The sequence below is a fragment of the Sulfitobacter sp. CB2047 genome, assembly GCF_000735125.2.
Taxonomy (GTDB): Bacteria; Pseudomonadota; Alphaproteobacteria; order Rhodobacterales; family Rhodobacteraceae; genus Sulfitobacter; species Sulfitobacter pontiacus.
In genome coordinates this window covers 1,812,267-1,829,846 of sequence record NZ_CP072613.1, presented here as the reverse complement: position 1 = coordinate 1,829,846, position 17,580 = coordinate 1,812,267, and the positions used below count along the sequence as shown (strand labels likewise).

17 protein-coding genes are annotated in these 17,580 nt (G+C 61.6%); 10 read left to right on the top strand and 7 right to left on the bottom strand.

From position 1 onward, the window contains the following. Positions 1–85: 85 nt before the first annotated feature. Positions 86–259 carry a hypothetical protein gene (locus IV89_RS09040; protein WP_005853479.1) on the bottom strand — a complete coding sequence of 58 codons (174 nt, stop codon included), beginning with the start codon at positions 257–259 and terminating at the stop codon, positions 86–88. After that, positions 256–792, bottom strand: a complete 537-nt coding sequence (hpt, locus tag IV89_RS09035; RefSeq protein ID WP_037944251.1) for a hypoxanthine phosphoribosyltransferase — start codon at positions 790–792, stop codon at positions 256–258. The genes IV89_RS09040 and hpt overlap by 4 nt, the downstream gene beginning before the upstream one ends. A gap of 67 nt (positions 793–859) precedes the next feature. On the opposite strand from hpt, the gene IV89_RS09030 reads away from it, so the two are divergent. After that, entirely contained in the window at positions 860–1,315 is a 456-nt protein-coding gene (locus tag IV89_RS09030; RefSeq protein ID WP_037944252.1) for a type II toxin-antitoxin system RatA family toxin, read from the top strand. A gap of 62 nt (positions 1,316–1,377) precedes the next feature. Here IV89_RS09030 and IV89_RS09025 read toward each other — a convergent pair whose 3' ends face one another. From IV89_RS09025 to IV89_RS09010, 4 genes are all read right to left on the bottom strand, one after another. Further along, positions 1,378–2,559: an ammonium transporter gene (locus tag IV89_RS09025; protein WP_037944254.1), complete on the bottom strand. Its 1,182-nt coding sequence runs from the start codon at positions 2,557–2,559 to the stop codon at positions 1,378–1,380. 160 nt (positions 2,560–2,719) lie between these two features. Further along, positions 2,720–3,187 (bottom strand): CinA family protein, encoded by a 468-nt coding sequence (locus IV89_RS09020; RefSeq protein ID WP_037944256.1) that lies wholly within the window; start codon positions 3,185–3,187, stop codon positions 2,720–2,722. Further along, a complete protein-coding gene (locus IV89_RS09015; protein WP_005853484.1) occupies positions 3,180–3,677 on the bottom strand; it encodes a phosphatidylglycerophosphatase A in 498 nt (165 codons plus the stop codon). Before IV89_RS09015 ends, IV89_RS09020 begins: the two co-directional genes overlap by 8 nt. Further along, on the bottom strand, positions 3,674–4,816 hold the full coding sequence (locus IV89_RS09010) for a bifunctional 2-C-methyl-D-erythritol 4-phosphate cytidylyltransferase/2-C-methyl-D-erythritol 2,4-cyclodiphosphate synthase (RefSeq protein WP_037944257.1): 1,143 nt from the start codon (positions 4,814–4,816) through the stop codon (positions 3,674–3,676). Before IV89_RS09010 ends, IV89_RS09015 begins: the two co-directional genes overlap by 4 nt. A 183-nt stretch (positions 4,817–4,999) precedes the next feature. On the opposite strand from IV89_RS09010, the gene dusB reads away from it, so the two are divergent. The 5 genes from dusB (at position 5,000) to IV89_RS08985 (ending at position 12,213) form a co-directional block, all read left to right on the top strand. Next, a complete protein-coding gene (dusB, locus tag IV89_RS09005; protein WP_037944258.1) occupies positions 5,000–5,986 on the top strand; it encodes a tRNA dihydrouridine synthase DusB in 987 nt (328 codons plus the stop codon). Beyond that, the gene (locus tag IV89_RS09000; protein ID WP_005853487.1) at positions 5,986–7,077 is read left to right on the top strand and encodes an ATP-binding protein; all 1,092 of its coding nucleotides are present in this window, start codon (positions 5,986–5,988) and stop codon (positions 7,075–7,077) included. Before dusB ends, IV89_RS09000 begins: the two co-directional genes overlap by 1 nt. Positions 7,078–7,079: 2 nt before the next feature. Next, positions 7,080–8,453, top strand: a complete 1,374-nt coding sequence (locus IV89_RS08995; RefSeq protein WP_005853488.1) for a response regulator — start codon at positions 7,080–7,082, stop codon at positions 8,451–8,453. A gap of 132 nt (positions 8,454–8,585) precedes the next feature. Beyond that, a complete protein-coding gene (locus tag IV89_RS08990) occupies positions 8,586–10,808 on the top strand; it encodes a PAS domain-containing sensor histidine kinase (RefSeq protein ID WP_037945021.1) in 2,223 nt (740 codons plus the stop codon). Continuing rightward, positions 10,801–12,213, top strand: a complete 1,413-nt coding sequence (locus tag IV89_RS08985; RefSeq protein WP_037944259.1) for a sigma-54 dependent transcriptional regulator — start codon at positions 10,801–10,803, stop codon at positions 12,211–12,213. Before IV89_RS08990 ends, IV89_RS08985 begins: the two co-directional genes overlap by 8 nt. 9 nt (positions 12,214–12,222) lie before the next feature. On the opposite strand, the gene IV89_RS08980 is transcribed toward IV89_RS08985, so the two are convergent. Further along, positions 12,223–12,693 carry a hypothetical protein gene (locus IV89_RS08980; RefSeq protein WP_037944260.1) on the bottom strand — a complete coding sequence of 157 codons (471 nt, stop codon included), beginning with the start codon at positions 12,691–12,693 and terminating at the stop codon, positions 12,223–12,225. 153 nt (positions 12,694–12,846) lie between these two features. On the opposite strand from IV89_RS08980, the gene trkA reads away from it, so the two are divergent. The 4 genes from trkA to hflX all read left to right on the top strand — a co-directional run bounded on the left by trkA (position 12,847) and on the right by hflX (position 17,469). Further along, positions 12,847–14,223, top strand: a complete 1,377-nt coding sequence (gene trkA, locus IV89_RS08975) for a Trk system potassium transporter TrkA (protein WP_005853494.1) — start codon at positions 12,847–12,849, stop codon at positions 14,221–14,223. Positions 14,224–14,257: 34 nt separating this feature from the next. Continuing rightward, positions 14,258–15,793, top strand: a complete 1,536-nt coding sequence (locus IV89_RS08970; RefSeq protein WP_005853496.1) for a potassium transporter TrkG — start codon at positions 14,258–14,260, stop codon at positions 15,791–15,793. Between the two features lie 141 nt (positions 15,794–15,934). Then, positions 15,935–16,174 (top strand): RNA chaperone Hfq, encoded by a 240-nt coding sequence (hfq, locus tag IV89_RS08965; RefSeq protein ID WP_005853497.1) that lies wholly within the window; start codon positions 15,935–15,937, stop codon positions 16,172–16,174. Positions 16,175–16,230: 56 nt separating this feature from the next. Continuing rightward, positions 16,231–17,469 carry a GTPase HflX gene (gene hflX, locus IV89_RS08960; RefSeq protein ID WP_037945022.1) on the top strand — a complete coding sequence of 413 codons (1,239 nt, stop codon included), beginning with the start codon at positions 16,231–16,233 and terminating at the stop codon, positions 17,467–17,469. Positions 17,470–17,580 lie beyond the last annotated feature (111 nt).

The window sequence follows — 17,580 nt, the reverse complement described above, 5'->3', positions numbered from 1 at the left end:
GAGGGGCGCTGCCCCTCAAACTCACGCGATATAATGAGGGGCGCTGCCCCTCAAACTCCCCGGGATTTACATCCATTTGGAAAGGTTAGAACGGGTTTTTGATCCGTTGAGTCGTGGCCCATTCGGGCCAGTAGCCAAAGTATTCTGCGGCAAAGATCAGCGCGCCGGCCAGGACCACAGCAAAGACGAATTTGACGCGGCCCGCCGAGGGCGGGTGCTGCACCCACCGTTTCATCCGCATCAGCCAAGCGACGTTCATGTAAAACGGACCTTGCCGATAAAGGGCTGGTTGCGGTCGCGCTGTGCGAAATCGATGCCGTAGCCCACAACAAATTCATCCGGAATTTCAAAGCCGATCCAATCGGCCTTCATATCCACCTCGCGGCGGCTGGGTTTGTCGAGCAGGGCGATGGTTTTCAGCCGTGCGGGGTCGCGCGACATCAGCAGGTTGCGCACGTGATGCAGGGTGTGGCCCGTGTCGACGATATCTTCGACAACCAACACATCGCGCCCTTCGATTGCGCCGCGCAAGTCTTTGAGGATACGCACTTCTCTGCTGCTTTCCATGCCATCTCCATAGCTGGAGGCCTCGAGGAAATCGACCTCGATCGGGAGGTCAAGTTCGCGCACCAGATCGGCGATAAACACGAAAGAACCGCGCAGCAGCCCCACCACTGTCAGCTTTTCGGTGCCTGCGAATTCGCTTTGGATTTCGCGGCAAAGGGTTTCGATCCGCGCGGCGATTGCCTTGGCCGAGATCATTTCATCGATGACATAAGGTCGCGTCGTCATGGGTTTTACCTTGAAAAAGGGGGAGATAGGATTTCATAAGGGCTAACTTCATGACAGATGGAAATCAATGCCTACCCATTCAGAGACCCGCGAACTGCCCTACACCGCCCAGCAGATGTATGATCTGGTGGCCGATGTGGCGTCATACCCAGATTTCTTGCCCTGGACCGCCGCCGCGCGGATCAAAAGCCGTGAGGATAAGGGGGATCACGAGGTGATGGACGCCGATCTTGTCATCAGTTTCAAAGTGTTTCGCGAACGGTTCACCAGCCGCGTGGTGTTGTGGCCAGAGGCCAAGAAGATCGACACCGAATATCTGGATGGCCCGTTCAAATACATGAAATCGAACTGGGCGTTCGAGAATAATGGCGACGGCAGCTGCAAGGTGCATTTCTTCGTCGATTTCGAATTCAAGAACGCGATTTTGCAAAAGATCATCGGCGTCGTCTTTAACGAGGCGATGCAGCGGGTGGTGCGGGCCTTTGAAAAACGCGCGGCCGCCCTCTATGGGGCGAGCGTGTAAGAACAACCCGAGACAACAAAGGCCCCAATGCGGGGCCTTTGTGTGGGTCTTTGGGTTCCGGATCAGCTGCTTAGATCATAGGCCCGTTCACCGTGGACGGACAGATCAAGCCCGTTGACCTCGACCTCTTTGCTGACACGCAGCGGCGTGATCGCCTTGCAGACCAGCACCAGCACAACGGTCACCACCGTGGTATAGACACCGACAATCGCCAGCGACCCCAGTTGTGCGGCCCAGGACCCCGCCCCGAGGGCCGCGATCATAATGGTGCCGAAGATACCACCCACGCCGTGAACCGCGAATACATCAAGCGTGTCGTCGATCTTGGCCTTGTTGCGGATCAAGACGACCGCTTCCTGGCACAGGATCCCGGCAACCGCGCCGATCAGCAGCGCCGCCCAAGGGCCGACGAAGCCCGACGCAGGCGTGATGGAGGCCAGCCCCGCGATGGTGCCTGTGACGATGCCGACCAGAGAGGCCTTGCCGAATTTGATCCGCTCCCACAGCGCCCAGGTGAGCGAGGCGGTGGCGGCAGAGATATGGGTCACCGTGATCGCCATCGCCGCACCTCCGTCTGCGGCCAGTTGCGAGCCGCCGTTAAAGCCGAACCAGCCGACCCAGAGCATCGCCGCCCCGATCATCACGAATCCCGGGTTATGCGGCGGGGTGTTGTGGTTAAGGCGTGGACCAAGGAAGACGGCGAGGATCAGCGCCGCGAGGCCGGCTGTTTCATGCACCACGATGCCGCCCGCGAAATCGCGCACGCCGACCTCGCCAAAGATGCCACCATCGGCCAGGAAACCGCCGCCCCAGACCCAATGCACCACGGGCGCGTAGCATAGCAGCATCCAGAGACCCGAGAAGAGCATTACGAATCCAAAGCCGATACGCTCCACATAGGCACCGACGATCAGCGCGGGGGTTATCACTGCGAATGTCATCTGGAAGGCGAAGAACAGGATCTCGGGCAGGGTGCCTGACAGGCTGTCAGCAGTGACCCCCGACAGGCCGATCTTGCCCAAGCCGCCCCAGAGGCCCGATGTGTCGGGACCAAAGGCGATGGAGTATCCGGCGAAGAACCACAGCACGCTCATCAGACAGGCGACGCCGTAGGTATGCATGAAAACGCTCAGCACGTTGCGGCTGCGCACGAGGCCGCCATAGAAGAGCGCGAGCCCCGGTAATGTCATGAACAGGACCAAGGCCGTGGCGGTCATGATCCAGGCCGTATCAGCTGCGTTCATCTTGGTTTCCTCCCGAAAGGTTTTTGATTGCAGACGGGTGAAACGGATGTGCGCGCGTGACAAAAGTTAAAAAGTGGGCAAAGCCGGTGATTAAACGGGCATTTCTACATTCGCCACATATTTAGGCAGCAATTTAGCCATGCCGCCTGTTTTGCGGGCGTTATGTAATCGCTTCAAAAATCAGCCCCAAGGCGAAATCGCGGGCAGCGCGGCGGACTTTATCGCGGCCCAATGCGCCGAACTCTTGCGTTTGGGTGGTGATACCGGACGCCGTGGCGAGGCCGAAACAGACGCGACCTTCGGGCTTATGCTCTGACCCGCCGGGGCCTGCGATGCCGGTGATCGACACGGCGATCTGCGCGCCAGATCTTGCCAAGGCACCGCGCGCCATTTCAAGGGCGACCTGCTCGGACACCGCGCCGTGGGCGGTGAGTGTGTCAGGGCTGACGCCAAGCAGGTCGATCTTGGCGGCATTGGTATAGGTGACAAACCCTCGGTCGAAGATCGCGGAGGATCCGGGGAGGTCCGTCAGGGCGGCGGCGACCATGCCGCCCGTGCAGCTTTCGGCGCAGGCGATCATGACCTCGCGCGTGCGGGCGCGGTCCAGAAGGGCGTGCAAATCAGGCAAAGAGATACACGTGATACAGCACGGCCAGTGCGATCACCCCCAGCAGGGCGAAAATACCTGCAAAGATATCATCCAGCATCACGCCAAGCGCATCGCCGCGCCGGTCGGCCCAGCCGATGATCAGCGGTTTCCAGATGTCGAACAGACGGAACAGGGCAAAAGCCGCGATCCAGCCGGGCCACATCACAAGGATGTTCATATCCATCGTCCAGCTGGCATAGCTGAGCGGCAGCAGCGCGACCCATTGGCCTGCAACCTCGTCGATCACGATTTCCGACGGATCATGATCCGCACTTCCCGCGGTCATGCGTGCGGTGGCCCACCAACCTGCGGCAAAGGTAAGCACGATGCCTGCGATCAACAGCGGCAGCCCCCCGATGACATGGAGCAGCCAGGCCCAGGGCAGCGCGACCAGCGACCCCCATGTGCCCGAAGCAGGGCGGATGTAACCCACCCCCAGAACGGTCGCGATCAGCTTTGCCAAAGTCATAGTTTCACCAATGTTGCTGTGGCCATGCAGGCGATGCCTTCGCCGCGGCCGGTAAACCCCAAACGTTCCGAGGTCGTCGCCTTGACCGACACTCGGCTTTCCTCAATGGACAGGATATCCGCCATCACGCGGCGCATCTCTGCGGCATGAGGCCCCACTTTGGGGTATTCGCAGATCAGCGTGCAATCGACATGGGTCAGGGTGAACCCTTCGCTGCGCGCCAGATCGGCGGCATGGCGCAGAAAGATATGGCTTTGCGCCCCTTTCCACTGCGGGTCAGACGGGGGGAAATGCTGGCCGATGTCGCCCATAGCCAGCGCGCCATAGATCGCATCGGTGACCGTATGCATACCGACATCGGCGTCGGAATGGCCGACCAGCCCCTGATCATGCGGGATATCAACGCCGCAAAGTGTGACGTGATCCCCCGGACCGAAAGCATGTACATCAAACCCGTTGCCGGTGCGAATATCCATTGAAGACTCCAATATGCGGGCGGCGCGGGTCAAATCGCCCGGCACCGTGATTTTCAGGTTATCGACGCTGCCGGGGGTGATGGCAACCGCAACACCGGCGGCGCGGGCGACCTCTACATCATCGGCGGCGATGCCTTCAAAGGCGGCATGGGCGGCGCGGATCGTGGCCGCATCGAAGCCTTGCGGGGTTTGTGCGGCATAAAGCGCGGTGCGGTCCTGCGTGCCTGCGACGGCTCCGTCTTCGGCGACCCAAAGCGCGTCGGTGACAGGCAGGCCGGGGGCGGCTGCGGCATCTGTGGCCAGCGCGTCGATCACACCGTCGATGATCTGCGGCGTGACACAGGGGCGGGCGGCGTCATGGATCAGCACCAGATCCGCATCCCCCAACAGCGCCAGACCGTTGCGCACCGATGCTGCACGATCCGCGCCCCCTTCGGCGACAAGACAGCCTTGGTAGGTGAACCCGTCGGCCTCTGCCATGTCACTGGCGTTCAATACGATGATGATCCGGTCGACCTGCGGATGCCGCTGGAAAGCCGCAAGCGTGTGGTCGATCACGCGTTTCCCGCACAGCGGCTGCCATTGTTTGGGCACGGCACCCCCCGCACGGGTGCCCCGTCCGGCGGCCACGATGAGCGCTGCGATTTTCGGTGTCGACGCCATCGCGCGCCCCCTTTGATAAACTTGCCCCCGTTCTAAGCCTGCAAAGCGGCCTGTGCAATCGTCCGCGCCCCATGCCTAAATTTTAGGCAATAGGTCAGTTTCTCACCAGCAAAAGCTTTTGGTTTGATTGAGTTTCGGCCCACCCCTCGGTAAACCAAAGGCAATTGCACAAGGATTAAGCGTTTGGATCTCTCGGATCTGCCCTTCAAACTCGACCCGCCTGTTTTGCTGGCTCCGATGGCGGGGATCACCGATCTGCCGTTCCGCACACTGGTGGCGTCTTTTGGCGCAGGGTTGGTGGTGTCAGAGATGGTGGCCAGCGTCGACATGATCAACGCCCGCCCCGGGACGCTCGAAAAGGCCGAACTGGGGCTTGGCGTCGAAGGCACTGCGGTACAGCTGGCAGGACGCGAGGCCGCCCCCATGGCCGAGGCCGCGCGGATGGTCGAAGGTCAGGGCGCGCGGGTGATCGACATCAATATGGGTTGCCCTGCCAAGAAGGTGACCCAAGGCTATTCCGGCTCTGCGTTGATGAAAACGCCCGACCACGCGCTTCGGCTGATCGAGGCGGTGGTGAACGCGGTGAACGTGCCCGTCACGCTCAAGACGCGGCTGGGGTGGGACGACAATATGCTGAACGCGCCACAGATCGCCGCGCGGGCCGAAGCGGCGGGGATCACCATGATCACCATCCACGGGCGCACGCGCTGCCAGTTCTATAAGGGCTCCGCCGATTGGGCCGCGATTGCGGGTGTCAAACAGGCGGTCTCTGTTCCCGTGATTGCCAATGGCGATATCATCAGCACCGATGCCGCGCGACAAGCGCTGGCGCAGTCGGGGGCGGACGGTGTGATGATCGGGCGCGGTGCCCAAGGTAAACCGTGGCTGCTGGCTCGAGTGGCCCATGATCTGTTCGGCGCGCCCGCACCGGTCATCCCGCAGGGTGCCGATTTCGCGCGCATGGTATCCGACCACTACGAGGCGATCATCCGGTTCTATGGCGAGGTGATCGGCCTGCGCGTCGCGCGCAAACATCTGGGGTGGTACATGGACACCAGCAACACCCCCGCTGATCTGCGTCGCGCGGTACTGACCGCGGCCAGCCCCGCCGAGGTGCACCGTCTTATCCCGTCCGCCTGTCTGCCGGACCACCAGTTGGAGGCCGCTTGATGTCGCTGGATACCGTTTTCGCATCGCTGCCCGTGCCCGCCATTCTGATCGATACAGACGACACGATCGCCGAGCTGAACTCGGAAGCCGAAGGCTTTCTGAACGCCTCCGCTAAATCCGTGCGCGGTGTGCCGGTGTGGGACATGATCGCCGTCGATGCCCCTCTGGAAGAGGCGTTCACCCGCGCCCGCGACAATGGCACGCCCTTGTTCGTCAACGATGTGGATGTCGGCAGCGGCCAGCGCCCGCCGGTGCAATGCGCACTGCACTTCGCGCCGCTGATCGATGCGGCGGGGCAGATGATCCTGATGATCACCCCCCGCGAGATGGCTGGTCGGATGACGCAGAATAATTCGGTCAAATCCGCCGCCAAATCCGCCATCGGCATGGCCGAGATGCTGGCCCATGAGATCAAGAACCCACTGGCAGGGATCACCGGTGCCGCTCAACTGCTCAGCATGAATCTCAGCACCGAGGATCTGGAGCTGACAGACCTGATCGTCGCGGAATCGCGCCGGATCGTGAAGCTGCTGGAACAGGTCGAACAATTCGGCAACCTGATGCCGCCGGAACGCAAGGCGGTGAACCTGCATGACGCGCTGGACCGCGCGCGCCGGTCTGCGCTGCTGGGGTTTGGCGCGCGCATGAAGATCATCGAGGATTACGACCCCTCGCTGCCGCCGGCCTTGGGCGACAAGGACCAGCTGTTGCAGGTGGTGCTGAACCTGATCAAGAACGCGTCAGAGGCGGCAGGCCCCTCGGGCGGGACGATCCGGTTGCACAGCTATTATGAACATTCGTTCCGCATGCGCCGATCCGACGGCACGGCGCAATCGTTGCCCTTGCAGATCGAAGTTATCGACGACGGCCCCGGTCTCCCAGAGGCGATCCGCGCTGACGTGTTCGAACCCTTCGTATCCGGGCGCGAGAACGGCACCGGGCTGGGGCTGGCGCTGGTGAGCAAGATCATTTCCGACCACGGCGGCTGGATCACGGTGGAGTCTGTGCCCGGCAAGACCGTGTTCCGCATCTCACTACCACGGGCCGATAAGACCCAAATTGAAAATACCGCTTCCGATCAGGAGAATTAACGATGGATGGCACCGTTCTGGTCGCTGATGACGACCGCACAATCCGCACCGTTCTGACACAGGCACTGACCCGCGCGGGTTGCAAGGTGCACGCGACATCCAGCCTGACCACCCTGATGCGTTGGGTGGGCGAGGGTAAAGGTGACGTTGTGATATCGGATGTGGTGATGCCCGATGGCAATGGGCTCGAGATGCTGCCCAAGATCGCGCAGGACCGCCCCGGTTTGCCCGTGATCGTGATCTCGGCGCAGAACACGATCATGACCGCGATCAAGGCGGCAGAGGCGGAGGCCTACGACTACCTGCCCAAGCCTTTCGACCTGCCTGACCTGATGAAACGCACCGCCCGCGCGCTAGAGCGCAGCGGGCCCGCCCGCCGTCCGGCGCAGACCAGCTCTGACAGCGATGGGGACCGGGATGATCTGCCGCTGGTGGGGCGCACGCCGGTGATGCAGGCGCTCTACCGCGTGGTGGCGCGGGTGATGAACACGGATCTGCCGGTGTTGATCTGGGGCGAATCCGGCACAGGAAAGTCGCTGATTGGCAAGGCGATCCACGATTTCTCGGACCGGCGGAACCTGCCCTTTGTCACCGTCACCTCGGCAGAGCTCCAAGACCTTGAGGGCCCGACACGAGTCTTGGCGAGGGTCCGCGGCGGGACGCTGCTGATTGACGAGATCGGCGATTTCTCGGAAGAGATTCAGGCCCGTATTGCACGCATGATGGACACGCCCGGTGAACATGCGCCGCGGTTCCTTGCCACCAGCCAATCGGATCTGGCCGCCGCGATGAAGGCGGGCACGCTGCGGCGCGATCTGTACTATCGTCTCTCGGGGGCGACGCTGCATGTCCCCGCGCTGCGCGACCGCGTGGATGATATTGCCTTGCTTGCCGCACATTTCCTTGAACGGTCCGAAACCGGCAATACCGCGCCGCGCGCCCTGTCCGAAGGGGCGGCGAAAGTCTTTGCCAACTATCAATGGCCCGGCAACGTCCGACAGTTGGAGCATGCGATGCGGCAGCTCGCTCTGACCAGCCGCGCGCCCGAAATCACCCAATCCGAGGCAGAGCATGTACTGGGGGCGCAACCCGACCCCGAACCGCTGCGCGCGCAGGCCAATACCGAAAAGCTTGGCGCGTCGGTCGAACGTCACCTACAGCGATACTTTGACCAGCACGGATCCATGCTACCGCCCCCCGGTCTTTATGCCCGTATCCTGCGCGAGATCGAGGCCCCGTTGATCGAGATCGCCCTTGCCGCAACCGCTGGTAATCAGGCGAAATGTGCAGACCTTCTGGGAATCAACCGCAATACGCTGAGAAAAAAGATCACGGACCTCGATATTGAGGTGACACGCGGTCGAAAAATGATGTAAAAGCGCCACATAACCGTGGCCATCTAGCCTCAAAGCCGGATCAGGACCACAAAAATGGGCGGTTGATGCATAGGTGCATCACATCATCGGTGAGGATAGCGGGTGCTTACCCGGTCACGCAGCTATTATCTTATGCGGCTTGAGCGCCTGCGCCGGATCAGGCGCGTGCGCAATCTGGCGACCCTGGGCCTTGTCGTTCTGGGGCCGGTGCTGGCGCTTGTCACCTATTTGGTGCTCGGCCCGCTTGAACAGGGCGGAAACACCCCCAGCCTGCGCATCATTCTGCTGATCGATCTGGTCTATATCCTGCTCGTCGCCGCCCTTGTGTTGAGCGAGGTCGCGCGGCTGGTGGCGGCGCGGCGGGCGAAGTCTGCGGGCTCTCGGTTGCACCTGCGTCTGACGGGGGTGTTCGCGCTGATGGCGCTGATCCCGACGGTGAGTGTTGCGATCTTCGCGGGGCTGACGATCAACGTCGGGCTTGAAGGCTGGTTCTCGGATCGGGTGCGGTCCGTGGTGGGCAATTCGCTGGCCGCCGCCGAAGCCTATGAGAACGAGCAAAGCGATGACCTGCGCGAAGATGCCATCGCCTTGGCCCGCGCGATTGATCAAGCGCGCACGCAGGGCGTTGATGTGCCGGACACCCAGCTTTTGGCGGACGGGCAACGCCTGATCCAGCGCGGCTTGCGCGAGGCCTATATGATCGATGGCACCGGCCAAATCCGCGCGCGCGGCGACCGGTCCTATCTGTTCGATTTCGAAGAACCGACACCCGAACAGATCCGCGAGGCACAAGAGCTCGACGGCGCGCCGCTGGTGATCGAGGATTGGGATAACAACGAATTCCGCGCGCTGGTGCTGATGGAAGCCTTTGTCGACCGCTATCTTTACGTCAGCCGCGATGTGGACGGAAAAATCCTGTCGCTGCTGGACGACACCAAGGAGACGGTGCGGCTGTACCAACAGCTTGAAAACGAGCGCGGCAAGCTGCTGTTCGAATTCGGGCTGCTTTATGTGGGCTTTGCGGTGATCCTGATTCTCGCAGCGGTCTGGCTGGGGCTGTGGTTTGCCGAACGTCTGTCAGGGCCGGTGGGCCGGTTGACGGGCGCGGCGCAGCAGGTCGGTGCCGGTGATCTTGAGGTTCAGGTCCGCGAGGAAGAAGGCGATGACGAGATCGCCATGCTTGGCCGCTACTTCAACCAGATGACCAAACAGTTGAAAGGCCAGCGCGAGACGTTGCTGGATAACACCCGCCAGATCGAACGCCGCCGCCGCCTGTTCGATTCGGTGCTTAGCTCCGTCACCTCGGGCGTCGTGGGGCTGGACCCCGAAGGGCGGGTGACCTTCGTCAACCGCTCTGCCGCGCGGCTGCTGGACTGGAGCGAGGACCAGCAATCGCTGGCGCTCTCTGTTGCGGTGCCGGAGTTCGGCCCGCTGTTCAATTCGGTCGTCAAAGGGCAGAACGAGGTCGCGCAGGGCGAGATCAAGGTCTCGCGACAGGGGCAGATGGAAAATCTGCTGGTGCGCGTCGCCACACGGCGCAGCGAAGACGGGCGGCTAGAAGGCTATGTTGTGGCCTTTGACGATGTGACCGATCTAGTAAGCGCGCAGCGCATGGCCGCATGGGGCGACGTGGCGCGGCGCATTGCCCACGAGATCAAGAACCCGCTGACCCCGATCCAGCTGAGCGCCGAGCGGATCAAACGCAAGTTCGGCCCCAAGCTGCCCGACGACGCAGCCAGCCTTGACCAGATGACCGGCGTGATCATCCGCCAGACTGGTGACCTGCGGCGTATCGTCGACGAATTCTCCAAATTCGCGCGCATGCCAGAGCCTGAAACCTCTGTGCAGAATGTCGTTCAGGTGTTGCAGGATGCGGTCGTGTTGCAGCAGTCGGGCCAGCCCGATGTGACCATCAGCGCCAATCTGCCGACACAAGAGATACTGGCGCGGGTGGACCAGACAATGCTGTCGCAAGCCTTAACAAATTTGATTAAGAACGCGGGCGAAGCCATTGAAAGCCGTAATCAAAATGACCCAGAGGCCGACATAGACCCGCGCATCGAGGTGCAGTTGACCACAACCCAAACGGCGCTACAAATCACCATAGCGGATAATGGCATCGGATTGCCGGAAGACCGCGCGCGACTGTTCGAGCCATATGTCACCACCCGATCCGAAGGGACTGGCCTTGGCCTGCCCATCGTGAAAAAGATCATCGAAGAACACGGCGGGACGTTGTCGTTGGAAAACGCGCCGGTCTTCGCGGGCGAAACACATTACGGCGCAATGGCGGTGATCACGCTACCCCTTGCTGCCCCCACCGGAACCCCAGAACTGGAGACCCATAATGAGTGACATCCTGATCGTTGACGACGAACGCGACATCCGCGAGTTGATTTCGGACATTCTGGAAGACGAGGGCTTTGTCACGCGGTTGGCCGGCAATTCGGACGAGGCGATCTCGGCCATCAACGCGGAACCGCCAGCGCTGATGATCCTTGATATCTGGTTGAAAGACAGCCGGATGGACGGGATCGACATTCTGAAAACGGTAAAGCGGGACAATCCGGATGTGCCTGTTGTCATCATCTCGGGGCATGGGAACATCGAAATCGCGGTCGCGGCGATCAAGCAGGGTGCCTATGACTTCATCGAAAAGCCCTTTAATATCGACCAGTTGATGGTGGTGATCCGCCGCGCGATGGAAACCTCGCGTCTGCGCCGCGAGAACCACAGCCTCAAGCGGCGCGAGGTCGCGAGCACCGATATGATCGGCAACTCGACCGCCTTCAAAACGCTGATGGGGCAGCTTGACAAGGTCACGAAATCGAACGGTCGGGTGATGCTGCGCGGCCCTGCGGGGGCGGGCAAAGAGATCGCCGCACGCTATATCCATGCCAATTCCAACCGGGCCTCCGCCCCCTTCGTAACGGTCAACTGCGCCAGTGTGGCGCCAGACCGCATGGAAGAAGTGTTGTTTGGCCGCGAAACCCCCGACCGTGGGGTAGAGCCGGGCCTGCTGGAACAGGCGCATGGCGGGGTGATCTTCTTTGACGAGGTGGCTGATCTGCCGCTTGGGACACAATCGAAAATCCTGCGTGTCCTGGTGGACCAGCAATTCACCCGCGTCGGCGGCAACGACAAGGTGCGTGTCGATCTACGCGTGATATCCAGCACAAACAAAGACTTGGACGCCGCGATTAAAGCGGACACCTTCCGGCAGGAACTATTTCACCGGCTCAACGTCGTGCCGATCTCTGTCCCGTCGCTAGAGGACCGCCGCGAGGATATTCCCGTCTTGGCGCGCCACTTTATCGCGGACTTCAATGCCTCGCAGGGGTTGCCGCTGCGCGAATTCTCGGGCGATGCAGAGGCGTTGTTGCAGACGATGGTCTGGCCGGGCAACGTGCGTCAGCTCAAGAACCTGGTGGAACGTGTGCTGATCCTTGGCGACGGCACCGGCCCGATCGAAGCGCGCGAGCTGCCGGGCGAGGAAGAAACCACCGATGAAGAGGGCCGCGTGGTGCTGTCCGGTGCTTTGGCGACCTTGCCCCTGCGCGAGGCCCGCGAAGCGTTTGAACGCGAATACCTGCTGACCCAGATCAACCGGTTCGGCGGCAACATCAGCCGCACCGCGAATTTCGTCGGCATGGAACGGTCGGCGCTGCACCGGAAGCTCAAAAGTCTCGGGGTGGTGACCTCGGCCAAGTCGGGCACGCGGGTGGCGCATGTGGATGATGACGGGGCAGCCGATAGCTGACCCCGTTCGCTACCCCCGCGTCACGATCTGGAAACTACCGTCGTCATTGCGGATCACGCAGGCGTTTTCAGTCAGCGCGGGCAGGGCGGTCGTGCGCCCCTGCGGCGCGGCCTTGGCGATGCCGGCGGGGCATTGCGGGATCGACACCGGCGCAAAGCCGGCATCCGCCATACACTGCGTTTCAACCCGTTCGCGCAGATCGGCACTGGGATCGACCGTATAGGTTTGCCCGGGCTCGAAATATCCCGCGCGGGAAGTGCAACGGCCATCGGACCGGCAGACGCGGCGCGGCGGGATGAAACGGGGCGGGGTGCGCACGGTTTGAAGCGCCACGGGCACTTGCGCCAAGGCATCGACCTGACATTGCGTGGTCTGCCGTTCAACCATCGCGACAGTGGCGCCGGGCTTGTAGTAGGTGTTCAACGGTGCGCAGGCCGCCAGTGCCACGCCACCCCAGATGATCAATGCCGTTTTCCGCATTTGCGCCCCCGTCTTGCTATGGAAGCAAGTCTGACATTTGAATTGACCCTTGCATAGCCATCTGTCATTCAAATCACTGGCATATCACGGGTCACGCGGGCACGCCCCAGCTGGTGACGCAAGGCAAGGCTTCACGCCAAAGGAACCCCATTTATGAAAGTGATCATTTGCGGCGCAGGGCAGGTCGGGTGGCAGATTGCCCGCCATCTTTCGGGCGAACGCAACGACGTCACAATCGTTGACAGCAACGCCGATCTGGTGCGCCGCGCCACCGATACGCTGGATGTGCAAGGGATCGCCGGCTTTGCAAGCTACCCCGACGTGCTGGACCGCGCCGGTGCCCGCGATGCCGAGATGATCATTGCCGCCACCCATTCGGACGAGGTGAACATGGTCACCTGTCAGGTGGCCCATTCGGTCTTTGGCATCAACCGCAAGATCGCGCGACTGCGTAGCCAATCCTATCTGACGGCAATCTATTCCGATCTTTATCGTCGCGATCACATGCCGATCGACGTTGTAATCTCGCCTGAGAAAGAGGTCGCGAATGCGGCGTTGCAGCGGCTTTCGGCCCCGGCGGCCTTCGATACAGAGACGTTCATGGACGGGATGGCGCATCTGATCGGCATCCAGATCGACGAAGACTGCCCGGTTGTGAACACGCCGCTGCGACAGTTGACCGATCTGTTCTCGACGCTGCGCGCTGTTGTCGTCGGGGTGCGCCGCGACGGGACGCTGTTTGCGCCGGAATCCAAGGACCAGCTCTTTGTCGGTGACGCCTGCTATGTCTTTTGCCACCGCGATGACATCCCCCGCACGCTCGAGATTTTTGGCAAGACCACCAGCAAGCTTGAACGTGTCGTGCTTGTGGGTGGGGGGAATGTCGGGCTGGCCGTGGCCCAGAACCTCGAGGCGCGCGGCAAGCGGGTACGCACCAAGATGATCGAGAAGAACCGCCGCATCGCGGAACGCGCCGCCGAGGCGTTGGAGCGGACGATCGTGCTTAACGGTGACGGGCTGGACGCGTCCTTGCTGGCCGAAGCGGGCATTGGCCGCGCCGATGCGATGATGGCGATCACCGATGACGACAAGACCAACATGCTGGCCTGCGTGCGCGCCAAATCCGAAGGCTGCCCCTATGTCATCGCGCTGATCAATGACCCCACGCTGGTCCCGCTGATGGAGCCTTTGGGCATCGACGCCTATATCAACCCGCGTTCCACCACCGTCAGCTCTATCCTGCGGCACATCCGTCACGGGCGGGTGCGGTCGGTCTATTCCATCGGCGACGCCGAGGCAGAGGTGATCGAGGCCGAGGTGCTATCGACCTCTCCGATTGCGGGCAAACGCGTGTCCGACATTGATTTCCCAGAAGGGGCATTGATGGGCATGGTTCGCAAGGGCGACGAGGTGATGCGCCCCCTAGGCACGACACGCATCGAAGAAGGTGACGTCATCGCTGTGTTCTGTCTGGCCAAAGACGTGCCGCAGGTCGAACAGCTGATGCAGGTCTCCATCGACTTTTTCTGATGGTGCCTGCGTCCAAATTACCGGAGCGCCACACGTGAGACGCAAATCCTATATCCGCCGCGAGATCCTTGAACTGCCGCTGTTCTTGCTGATTTTCGGTGTGTTCAGCGCCTCGACGATCTTTCCGGCGATCTTTGCGCTGACCACCCAAGACCATCTGGCATCGCGGGCGTTTTTCTATTCGGGGCTGCTGGGGGTGATTATCTTTACCCTGATTGCGGTCGCCCATGCCGGACGGCGCGCGCGGCACGGGGCCTTGGGGCCGTTGATGTCGCTGTTTTCAAGCTTTGTCTTTTTGCCCGCGCTGTTGGCGATCCCGTTTCTTGAGGCCCTGCCGACCACGCGGTTCCTGCACGCCTATTTCGATATGGTCAGCGCGATCACCACGACCGGCGCGACGCTGTTCGATGATCCCGGGCGGATCAGTGACACGCTTCATCTGTGGCGCGCGCAGGTCGCCTGGATGGGTGGCCTGCTGATGTGGATCGCGGCCTCGGCCATTCTGGCCCCCTTACACCTTGGCGGATTCGAGGTGACTTCGCAGGCCGAACCCGGCAACCCGGACGAACGCCGCAGCAATATGGGCCAGATCGACCCGCGCCAACGGTTGCTCAGGTCCGCGGCGGCGCTGACGCCGACCTATCTGGCGCTGACGCTGATGCTGTGGCTGCTGCTGCTGGCCAACGGAGATCGATCGCTGGTCGCGCTGTGCCATGCCATGTCGGTGCTGGCGACCTCGGGCATCTCGCCACTTGGGGGAACGCATGACACCGGTGTCGGTTTCGGGGCCGAGGCGATGATGATGCTGTTCATGCTGTTCGCGCTGTCGCGGCTGACATTCTCCAAAGACACGGTGACGGCGACGCAAGGGGGGCTCTTTACCGATCCGGAATTCCGCATGGGGCTGGCGCTGATCCTCGGCGTGCCTGTGGTGCTGTTCGTGCGCCATTTCCTTGGCGCTTTCGATGTAGATGCCAGCGCCGAAGCGCTTGAGACCGGCAGCGCCTTCTGGGGCGCCATGTTCACGGTCACCTCCTTTCTGACCACCACCGGATTTGTCAGCGCGTCCTGGGCCGAAGCGCAAAGCTGGTCGGGGCTCGAGACGCCGGGGCTGATCCTCATGGGGCTGGCGCTGATCGGTGGCGGGGTGGCGACCACGGCCGGAGGGGTCAAGCTGCTGCGGGTCTTTGCGCTGTATCGCAATGGCGTCCGCGAGATGGAACGGCTGGTCCATCCGCACTCTGTTTCAGGTGCCGGTCAAGCGGGGCGGCGGCTGCAAAGCAACGGGGCGTTCATCGCCTGGATCTTCTTTATGCTTTTCGCCCTGTCGCTGGCGGGGGTGACCCTGCTGCTGACCTTCGTCGGCGCGCCCTTTGCCGATGCGCTGGTGATGTCGGTGGCCACATTGGCGACAACCGGCCCGTTGATGGAGTTTGCCGCCGATGCCCCCATCGCGTTGATCCAGCTCGGCGACGGGGCCAAGATGATCCTATGCGCGGCGATGGTGCTGGGGCGGCTGGAAACTTTGGCGATTATTGCGCTGCTCACCCCTGATCTGTGGCGCGCGTGACACGGGATGCGGCTTTGCGCGCAACAGTTCTGACATTTTGGGGTGGAAACTCTGTGCGCGGGTCTTCATAGTCTTCCGAAGGGGTGAACCGATCCGCGGTTGCCAGCAAGAACAACAGCAAGAATAAGAGCGAGACCAACAATGGCGGCTGACCGACAAAACCTGCAAGACGCATTCCTGAACCATGTGCGCAAGACAAAGGTGCCGGTAACGATTTTCCTGATCAACGGTGTGAAGCTGCAAGGCGTCATCACATGGTTTGACAATTTCTGTGTTCTTCTGCGCCGTGATGGCCAATCGCAGCTTGTGTACAAACATGCGATTTCCACGATCATGCCAAGCACGCCGATCTCGCTATACGAGGGTGAAGACGCTAATTGAGCCGTCCTCCGTTTCAAATTGATGACACCGCAGGCCCGAAGCGTACCCGGGCTTGGGTGATTCACCCTGACATCAAGTCAGACAATGACCGCCGCATCGCGGAGCCCGCCTTGGCGGAAGCCGTTGCCTTGGCCCGTGCCCTGCCGCATCTGGACGTGGAAGGGGCCAATATCGTGCCCCTGCGCACCGTCAGCGCGGGCATGCTGTTCGGCTCTGGCAAGATCGAGGAGCTTCGGCTTGTCTTTGAAGAGGCCGAGGTTGAACTGGTGCTGGTCGATGGACCAGTGACGCCGGTCCAGCAGCGCAACCTTGAAAAAGCTTGGGGCGTCAAACTGCTTGACCGTACCGGTCTGATCCTCGAGATTTTCAGCGACCGCGCCGCCACCCGCGAAGGGGTGCTGCAGGTCGAAATGGCTGCGCTGAACTACCAGCGCACGCGTCTGGTCCGTGCCTGGACCCACCTTGAACGTCAAAGGGGTGGTTTGGGCTTTGTCGGGGGCCCCGGCGAAACCCAGATTGAATCGGACCGCCGCGCCATTGACGAACAACTGGTGCGCTTGCGCCGACAGTTGGACAAGGTCGTCAAGACTCGCGCCCTGCACCGCGCCGCGCGTGCCAAGGTACCATTCCCCATCGTGGCGCTGGTGGGCTATACCAACGCAGGCAAATCGACGTTGTTCAACCGGATGACCGGTGCCGATGTGATGGCGAAAGACATGTTGTTTGCCACGCTGGACCCGACCATGCGCAGCCTTGTGCTGCCCGACGGGCCAGAGATCATTCTAAGCGACACCGTGGGCTTCATCTCTGACCTGCCGACGGAACTGGTCGCCGCCTTCCGCGCCACACTGGAAGAGGTTCTGGCCGCCGATATCATCTGCCACGTGCGCGATATCTCTCATGCAGAGACGGAAAGTCAGGCACGCAATGTGCGCGATATCCTGACGTCCTTGGGCGTGCCCAAGGATACGCGCAGCTTCGAGGTCTGGAACAAGCTCGACCAGTTGGATGAGGACCGAGCCGCCGCCGTACGCGCCCGTGCGCAGCGCGACGACAGTGTTCTTGCCATCTCTGCCATCACGGGCGAGGGGTTGGACGAGTTGCAAGCGGTCATCGCCGAAGCGCTGCAAGGTGCGGTGCGTGAAGCCGAGCTGACGCTGGCCTTTGCCGACGGCAAGAAACGCGCCTGGCTGTTCGAACAGGACGTCGTGATCGAGGAAACCCAAACCGAAGACGGGTTTAACTTGATCGTGCGTTGGTCGGCACAGCAAGAAGCGCAATACCAGCGGCTGTAAGGCCGGCGGTTTTCGGGACCAATTGAAATAAGATAAAAAACGCCCGGAAAAGTCGCCTTTTCCGGGCGCTGCTGCATATGATTGGGGAGCGTTGATTTTTCAGGAGCCCCC

What these genes read in the sequence shown, in the direction of transcription:
- IV89_RS09040 (WP_005853479.1), bottom strand. Translation starts at nt 259, where the DNA reads ATGAACGTCGCTTGGCTGATGCGGATGAAACGGTGGGTGCAGCACCCG.
- hpt (WP_037944251.1), bottom strand. Translation starts at nt 792, where the DNA reads ATGACGACGCGACCTTATGTCATCGATGAAATGATCTCGGCCAAGGCA.
- IV89_RS09030 (WP_037944252.1), top strand. Translation starts at nt 860, where the DNA reads ATGCCTACCCATTCAGAGACCCGCGAACTGCCCTACACCGCCCAGCAG.
- IV89_RS09025 (WP_037944254.1), bottom strand. Translation starts at nt 2,559, where the DNA reads ATGAACGCAGCTGATACGGCCTGGATCATGACCGCCACGGCCTTGGTC.
- IV89_RS09015 (WP_005853484.1), bottom strand. Translation starts at nt 3,677, where the DNA reads ATGACTTTGGCAAAGCTGATCGCGACCGTTCTGGGGGTGGGTTACATC.
- IV89_RS09010 (WP_037944257.1), bottom strand. Translation starts at nt 4,816, where the DNA reads ATGGCGTCGACACCGAAAATCGCAGCGCTCATCGTGGCCGCCGGACGG.
- IV89_RS09000 (WP_005853487.1), top strand. Translation starts at nt 5,986, where the DNA reads ATGTCGCTGGATACCGTTTTCGCATCGCTGCCCGTGCCCGCCATTCTG.
- IV89_RS08995 (WP_005853488.1), top strand. Translation starts at nt 7,080, where the DNA reads ATGGATGGCACCGTTCTGGTCGCTGATGACGACCGCACAATCCGCACC.
- IV89_RS08990 (WP_037945021.1), top strand. Translation starts at nt 8,586, where the DNA reads ATGCGGCTTGAGCGCCTGCGCCGGATCAGGCGCGTGCGCAATCTGGCG.
- IV89_RS08985 (WP_037944259.1), top strand. Translation starts at nt 10,801, where the DNA reads ATGAGTGACATCCTGATCGTTGACGACGAACGCGACATCCGCGAGTTG.
- IV89_RS08980 (WP_037944260.1), bottom strand. Translation starts at nt 12,693, where the DNA reads ATGCGGAAAACGGCATTGATCATCTGGGGTGGCGTGGCACTGGCGGCC.
- trkA (WP_005853494.1), top strand. Translation starts at nt 12,847, where the DNA reads ATGAAAGTGATCATTTGCGGCGCAGGGCAGGTCGGGTGGCAGATTGCC.
- hfq (WP_005853497.1), top strand. Translation starts at nt 15,935, where the DNA reads ATGGCGGCTGACCGACAAAACCTGCAAGACGCATTCCTGAACCATGTG.